The organism is Verrucomicrobiota bacterium (assembly GCA_016871535.1).
GTDB lineage: Bacteria > Verrucomicrobiota > Verrucomicrobiia > Limisphaerales > SIBE01 > VHCZ01.
On record VHCZ01000292.1, the window covers coordinates 1 to 7,425 of the forward strand.

At 60.5% G+C, this 7,425-nt stretch carries 6 protein-coding genes; all 6 read left to right on the top strand.

What is annotated here, in order from left to right:
- Positions 1–258: 258 nt before the first annotated feature.
- Positions 259–450, top strand: a complete 192-nt coding sequence (locus FJ398_24130; GenBank protein ID MBM3840985.1) for a hypothetical protein — start codon at positions 259–261, stop codon at positions 448–450.
- A 49-nt stretch (positions 451–499) separates the two neighbouring features.
- Entirely contained in the window at positions 500–2,389 is a 1,890-nt protein-coding gene (locus tag FJ398_24135; GenBank protein MBM3840986.1) for a c-type cytochrome, read from the top strand.
- A 122-nt stretch (positions 2,390–2,511) separates the two neighbouring features.
- Positions 2,512–3,402, top strand: coding sequence for a diacylglycerol kinase family lipid kinase (locus FJ398_24140; GenBank protein MBM3840987.1), 891 nt, complete (start codon positions 2,512–2,514; stop codon positions 3,400–3,402).
- Positions 3,403–3,593: 191 nt separating this feature from the next.
- Positions 3,594–4,562: a sugar phosphate isomerase/epimerase gene (locus tag FJ398_24145; GenBank protein MBM3840988.1), complete on the top strand. Its 969-nt coding sequence runs from the start codon at positions 3,594–3,596 to the stop codon at positions 4,560–4,562.
- An 80-nt stretch (positions 4,563–4,642) separates the two neighbouring features.
- The gene (locus tag FJ398_24150) at positions 4,643–6,472 is read left to right on the top strand and encodes a glycosyltransferase (protein MBM3840989.1); all 1,830 of its coding nucleotides are present in this window, start codon (positions 4,643–4,645) and stop codon (positions 6,470–6,472) included.
- A partial coding sequence (locus FJ398_24155) for a tetratricopeptide repeat protein (GenBank protein MBM3840990.1) occupies positions 6,469–7,425 on the top strand: 957 nt, incomplete at its 3' end. The genes FJ398_24150 and FJ398_24155, both read left to right, overlap by 4 nt.

Below are 7,425 nucleotides of genomic sequence, written 5' to 3' on the forward strand. Positions count from 1 at the left end.
GCAGATTGAAAATCTGCGCTACGGTTCTCCGGTCGATCTGTCGTCAATCCCACGGTCTGCACATAATCCCGACTTTCGGCGGCAGCGAGCTTGCCCGCCTCCCTCGACCGTTTCAATCACATACGCCCGCCGGCGCGTGAACACGGTGGACAATTTTTGTGTCGTGGCTGCAACACGAAATTGTCCGGTGCGTACCGTTCGCTTTTTGGCTCCTTCTGCGCGCTTGATTGCGTTCGCGGAATCGCTAGGCTCCCGCCTATGAATTTTTTCAAAGCAGTTTTGGCCTGGTCATTGATCATGCTTGTGCTGGGATTTGGCCTGTATGAATTCACGATCTGGCTGATTCCTCCTCCTGGCAGTCCGCCTGGCGCGGGCAGCCCCTGGCTTCTCATTCTCGGCGTGCTCGGTTTCTGCGTCGCGGTGGGCCGCGTGTGCTGCAAGAGCCACTGAGCAACGCTCCTGTGGTTGACTAAAATGGGCGGGCTATTATTTTCCGCCCATGCCATCCCTTTCCGCGCTGCTTCGTCGGGGGTTCAACACACCTGGGGGCCTGGAAACAGTATCCACCCTGTTGCTCAAACCGACGCCTCCTTCCCCCTCACCCCGGCCCTCTCCCTTGGGGAGAGGGAGTATGGATTCTCGTGCTGGTGAAGAAGGGAGGCCTCGGGCTTGTCTTGGGGAGAAGGACAGGGTGAGGGGAAAGGCTTCTCGAATCACAATCGCATCCAACAGGCCAAAGGCCCGCCAGAGCGCATGGGCGTTTCTGCGCTCTTTTTCGCTTCTTGCTGCCGTCGTGTTCGCAAACGCCGGTTGGGCCGCAGAGCTGGCTTCAACCCAAGAAGCGCAAATCTCCCGAGGCAAGCTCCTTTACCTCGGCCATTGCGTCACTTGCCATCAAGGGGCCGGCCAGGGAACGCCCGGAGCCTTTCCGCCGCTCGCGGCTTCGGATTTCCTGATGGCCGACAAACCGCGGAGCATCCGAATCGTCGTGGAGGGGTTTTCGGACATCATCACCGTCAACGGCCAAACCTACAAAGGTTTCATGCCGCCCGCCGTGCTCAACGACCAGCAAGTCGCCGATGTGCTCACTTTCGTTCGAAACACCTGGGGCAACTCCGGCGAAGCCGTCACCGCGGACGAAGTCAAAGCCGTGCGCGCGAAAACGCAATTCCCCACGTTCGAGGCGTTGGTCAAGGCCAACGCTTATCTCCCGCTCCCGAAACCGCCGGAGGGATTCACGCTCCGCGAAGTCGCGCGCATGCCGAATCATCCCACGCGCCTGATCGGTGATGGCAAAGGCCAGGCGCTTTACGCGCTCTGTTTCAACGGTGACGTCTGGAAGATCGACATCGCCACCGGCACGTTGAAACAGATTCTGTTCGGGCCAAATTACCTCGACCTGAAGCTGGGCGATACCTTCATTGTCGGCGCGACGCTCGATGCTCAGAACCGCCTTTACATTGTCTCCAACCAACGCAACGAGACCGTCAATCCAGTCAATGCCGAAGTCATCATTTACCGCACGACCACGCACAGCGAGGGCGAACCGGCGGAACCCAGGCCGTGGTTCCGAACTTCCTATCCGTGGGGGACCGGCAATCATCATGCCGTCGGCCACATCGCGTTCGGTCCGGATGGTCACCTTTACGTGAACAGCGGCTCGCGCACCGACAGCAACGATGCCGGGGACGATCCCAAAATCGCCAAAGTCGGCGAAACGCCGCTGACCGCGTGCATGTGGCGGTTCGATCCGCGGGCCGAGAAACCCGAACTGGAGATTTACGCGCGCGGCCTGCGCAACGCCTACGGATATTGTTGGAACGACCAGGGCGAAATGTTCGCGACGGAAAACGGCCCGAACAAAGACGCGCCCGAAGAGTTGAATCAAATCGAGCGCGGCAAACACTATGGCTTCCCGTATTTCTTTGCCGACCAGACAGAGAAGCTTTACCCCTACACGCCGGACCCTCCGCCGGGCCTGAAATTTGAACTGCCGATTGCCAACCTCGGTCCAGACGGCGGCTTCAACGGGAAACCGGTTTACACGTTCGACGCGCATTCGTCGCCGGCGGGAATGGTCTTTCTGGGCGACGATTTTCCGCCGGATTTTCGAGGAACCTTTCTCATCACGCGCTACGGCATCCTCATCGCGCAGCCGAAGGATTACGGCTTCGACCTCCTGCAAGCGCGCCTGCGCAAAAACGCGCAAGGCAAGTACGAAGCGACGATGAAGACCGTGCTCGCGCCGCTGGCTCGGCCGCTGGATATCGTGCAGAACGGCAAGGGCAAGCTTTACATCGCGGAATACTGTCGGGCGATCACGTTCAAAGGCTCGCTGGGGCTGCCAGGCCGCATCCTCGAATTGGCGGTCAAACCGCCGAGCCGTTGAAGCGTGCGAGCGTCCAAGCGTGGAAGCGTGGAAACGCTGACCGATCGATCCAACTTGGAGATTCAACGCTTCCACGCTGAAACGCTCGGACGCTTCAGCGACTCAACGCTCTCACGACGAAGATGCGCATTTGTGTCATTTTCAATCCGGCTGCTAAAGGCGAGAAAGCGCAACGATTCCTGAAGCAGTTGGGCCAGCCCGCCGAGCCATGCGCGCTCAAACGGACTCACGGCCCGGGCACCGGACGAGATCTGGCGCGTGAAGCCGTCTCGGAGGGGTTCGAAACGATCGTCGCCGCCGGCGGAGACGGCACCGTCAACGAAGTCCTCAATGGAATCGCGGAGCATCCCGAAGGCCTGGAACGGGCGTGTCTCGGCGTGTTGCCCGTGGGAACGGTGAATGTCTTCGCGCGGGAAATGCGGTTGCCGCTCAAAGTGCGCGCAGCGTGGGAAACGATTGTCCGCGGACGTGTGACGGCGATCGATCTGCCGCAATTCCAATTCAGGAACAACGGCCAGCTTCAACGCCGTCACTTCGTGCAGATGGCGGGCGCCGGATGGGACGCCCGGGCCATCGAGACGGTGGACACCCATCTGAAAAAGAGCATCGGCCAATTCGCCTACATGCTGGCGGGCCTCAAGGCCCTGCGCGAGCCCCGGCCTGCCATCACGGCGAGCTGGGGAACGCGAACGGCGCAGGGCGAATTGGTCATCATCGGCAATGGCCGCTATTACGGGGGGGAGATCCCGGTCTTCCGCCAGGCCAACAATCACGACGGCCTGCTGGACGTGTGCGTCTTTCCCAAAATCACCCTGCACGTTCTGTTTCGTTACGTCCTGGGCTACTTGTCGCCGCGGCTTTTCCGGCCTCGCGACGAGATTTATTTTCAAACCGAATCTTTGCAGTTGAACAGCGCGTCGCCGTCGCCGTTGCAGTTGGAAGGCGACACCGTGGGTTGTTTGCCGGCAGAATGCGTGATGCGCCGCCTCGCCCTCCGCGTGATCGCGCCGTGAGCGTCGCAGTATCGCTCGAAATTGTCGCGGACCGCGCAGATCCTCTCGTCCTCGTAATCGCGGCAATCGAGGACGAATCGATGCTCCTGCGGAGCCTTTCTTCGATGGCATTGGCTCGGCAGGCGCCTCGCCCCACCTGAACTGAGGGGACACACCTACACGGGCTTTTTGCTTTGACATCGACGGGCTTTATGGCTCGCATCTGTCAACCCGGCAATGATCTCGCGCGACTCGCGCGTTTGCCGGCTGGATTAACCTGGAGAAACATTATGACTTCGATGCACCAATTCATGCGGTATGGTCTTCTGCTGGCGGCGGCGACAGCCTTAACCGACCTGCGCGGCGAAAAAATCCCGGACGAATTCAAGATCGGCGGCTTCGCCATCGGCGCGCAGGCGTACACCTTCAATCGATTCAGCGTTTTTGAGGCGATCGAAAAAACCGCCGCCGCCGGCGGAAAGGTCATCGAGTTTTATCCCGGACAAAAACTCAGCGCGGACGATCCGTCGGTGAAATGGGACCACAACGCTTCCGAGGAGATCATCCAGAAGGTCAAAGACAAACTCGCCAAGCACAAGATCAAAGCGGTCAACTACGGCGTCGTCGGCATTCCCAAGGACGAAGCCGCCGCGCGCAAGATTTTCGAGTTTGCCAAGACGTTGGGGCTTTACGCGGTGACCACCGAGTCCACGGACTCCATCGACACGATTGAGAAAATGGTCAAGGAGTTCGACATCAAGGTGGCCTATCACAATCACCCCCGGCAACCGCGCAATCCCAACTACAAGGTGTGGGATCCGAATTACATCTTGTCGCTGGTGAAAGACCGCGATTCGCGCATCGGCGCCTGCGCCGACACGGGCCACTGGCTGACCTCGGAAGTCGATCCGGTGGAGGCCATCAAACTTTTGAAAGGGCGCGTGATCAGCAGCCATTTGAAGGACCGCAATGTCCGCGGGGCAAGCGGCCATCACGACGTTCCGTTCGGCACAGGCGTGGGCAACATCGGCGGCGTGCTCGATGAACTGCAGCGCCAGGGATTCGACGGGAATATTTCCATCGAATACGAATACAATTGGAACGAGTCGGTCGTGGACGTGGCCCAGTGCATCGGGTTCGTGAGAGGCCACGTGGGCGGCGGTGAAGCGTCAAAGCGTTAAAGGCGTTACAGCGCTCTCCGGTAGGGCGAGCCTGTCCCCATCGAGCCGCCTCCAACGTGTTCCCAATACGGCTCGCCGGGATGGACTCACGCGCCCACGAACCGGAACGCCGGTCTCCGGCCCGGCGCGCATCGGTGCGGCTTGAGAATCACGCCGGATCGGAGACGGCGCTCCGAGGTTCTTGGGCAGAACCGCTGCCAATCTTGCAAAGGCCGGGCGGTTCAACGAAACTACGGCCCACTTCAGAAACTATGAGCGACCAAGCCTTGCTGGAGATCACGGCGTACGAGCTGGCCAGCTACCTGGTCAAGAACGGCCACGTCGAGAAGGCTTCCGGTCTCCTGAAGGACCTGATTGTCAAAGATCCCAAAGCGGTCACCGCACGGTGCGTGCGCGCGCTGGCTCAAATCGCTTACGAATGCAAAAGCTGGCCGGACGCCGAGGCGCTCTGGCGTGTGGCGTCGGGCGCAGAACCGTCGAACGCCGAAGCCTGGGTCAAACTCGCGCATAGCCTGGTCGAGCTGGGCCGCCAGACCGAAGCCGAAGGTTGCGCCGCCAAGGCCCGGGCCCTCCTGGCGTCCCGCCCCCCAGACGCCGCCCCGACAGATTGCGATGCCTGGCTCGCGGGAATTCATGAACAAATCTGTCTGAGTTTCCTGGGCAACGCGGTGCCGAAGGCGGCGGATCTGGTCAGAATGTTTTCATTGCCGGGAACCTATCTGCGCAGCGTCGCGGCGGGACGGAACGGCCTCGGGCGCGGCGCCTCGCTTCAGGACGCGGACATCCACCAACGTCTGGAGGAAGCGCTGGCGACGTGGGAGGCCGGCGGACGCACGGTTCCTTATCTCCAACAACGCGGGAGGGGCCTTGCGAAAGGCGCAGCTCCAGTCACTCGGCCCGCCGGAAAAGTTCTTCTCGTGCTGCGCCGGTATTTTTTGGGCCGCGCGGATTCCCGATTGCACGAACTGGGTGTTTTCATCGAGACCTCGGCGAAGGCCGTCGGCCTGGAAACGGTTTTTTTCCCTGCGGATCCTTTTCTGAATCCGACGGCGATTCAGCCCGACCAACAATACTCCGAGTTGGATCGTCTCGGGCGCACGATTCTTTCGCTGAAGCCCGATCTGGTTATCTTCGATGATCTCTGCAACCAGGAACCGCCGGAGGAATACATCACGCCGGAGGTTTATAAGAACGTGTTTCGCGCGCTCAAGGAACAACACCCCTTCAAACTCGTCAGCCTGTATCCGGACTCCTGGATGACCAAATCGTGGTTTACGATGGAGTTCGCGAGTTCGTTTCTGGACGTCGTGTGGCCGTTGAACTTTTCGCCTCCGGCCAGCGGCGCTGAGATTCCCGGCGTGAAGACCTTCTGGGCGCCGATTCCATATCCGGAAGCGTTGTTCCGGCCCGGCCCGGCCGGCAAAGACATCGGCGCCGCCTTCGTGGGGAGTTTGTTCGATTACAACTCGCCTCGCGGCATCTGGCTGACTTTGCTCAAATCCCGGGGCATCCCTTGCCAGCTTTTTCTTTCGACGCACACGACGAGCGGCTCCCGGGCCGGGGCGTCGCCGGAGGAATACGCCGCGTTCATGAGCCGGCTCCGCATCAGCGTGAACTTTTCCGCGCGCGCCACGGGCCGGAAAATCATGACGGGCCGCGCGTGGGAATCCATCATCGCCCGGGCCCTGCTGCTCGAAGAGGACAATGAGGAGATCCAGCGATTCTTCGTTCCCTTCGTCCATTACATTCCCTTCACGAACATCGACGAATTGCAGGCATATCTCGGCTATTTCGAACGGCACGAAGACGCGCGGCGAGCGGTTGCGGAGCGCGCTTATGAATGGTTTCTCCAACTGTTCTCCAAGGACCGCATCTGGCGAGATCTGATTTCGGCGGCCACTGACCCATGAGTTCGGCGAAGACTTCCATGGACCTTTTGCAGGAAGCCCTGGCTTTGCACAAGCAGGGCGAACTGGAAGAGGCCGGCAAACGGTATCGCGAAGTTCTCGCGGCCGAGCCGAATCATCCTTCCGCGCTCCACCTCATGGGCCTCCTGGCCGTGCAGCAGGAGAAACCGGAAGAAGCTCTCGATTGGCTCAGCAAAGCGCTCGCCGCCCACCCGAATTCGCCCGTCTGTTACAGCGACCTGGGGTTGGTCCTGTGCGGGCTGGAACGGTTCGAGGCGGCGGAGTCGGCCTTCCGCCGCGCGCTGGAACTGCAGCCGCAATTTCCCGATGCCTTGTGGAGTTGGGGAAATCTCTACCGCGAATTCGGGTTTCTGGACCGCGCCGCATCGTGTTACGAACAAGCTCTTGCCCAGCGAGCGGATTATCCCGAAGCGGCCGAGAGTCTTCGCGCTCTGCAAAAAAGCCGCGAAAACCTGGCGGCATTTGTTGAGGGCCTGAAGCGCGCGCGGCGTTCCGAACAGCGACGCAGCGGGAGCGACGCGACCCCGCTCAAGCTGGAGCGTCGTGAATTGCTCCCTCTGGTGTTGAATGAACTCGGTTTGAAAGGCGTCGGCGTCGAGATCGGTGTCAAAGAAGGAAAATTTTCGGAGCGAATCCTGCGCCTCTGGGAAGGCCGCGTCCTGTATTCGGTTGATCCGTGGCGCGAATTCGGACAAGGGGACTACATCGACGTGTCCAACGTGCCGCAACAACAACAAGACGCGCTCTATCTGCAAACCGTCCGGAGGCTCCTGCCGTTCGAGCGGCGTTCGGTCGTTTGGCGGATCACTTCCAAGGAAGCGGCGGACATCCTTCCCGAGAACAGCCTGGACTTTTGCTACATCGACGCCGATCACAGCTACCGCGGCGTCAGCGAGGACATCCGGCTCTGGCATCCGAAGGTCAAGCGCGGAGGC

What these genes read in the sequence shown, in the direction of transcription:
- FJ398_24135 (MBM3840986.1), top strand. Translation starts at nt 500, where the DNA reads ATGCCATCCCTTTCCGCGCTGCTTCGTCGGGGGTTCAACACACCTGGG.
- FJ398_24145 (MBM3840988.1), top strand. Translation starts at nt 3,594, where the DNA reads ATGGCTCGCATCTGTCAACCCGGCAATGATCTCGCGCGACTCGCGCGT.
- FJ398_24130 (MBM3840985.1), top strand. Translation starts at nt 259, where the DNA reads ATGAATTTTTTCAAAGCAGTTTTGGCCTGGTCATTGATCATGCTTGTG.
- FJ398_24140 (MBM3840987.1), top strand. Translation starts at nt 2,512, where the DNA reads ATGCGCATTTGTGTCATTTTCAATCCGGCTGCTAAAGGCGAGAAAGCG.
- FJ398_24150 (MBM3840989.1), top strand. Translation starts at nt 4,643, where the DNA reads ATGGACTCACGCGCCCACGAACCGGAACGCCGGTCTCCGGCCCGGCGC.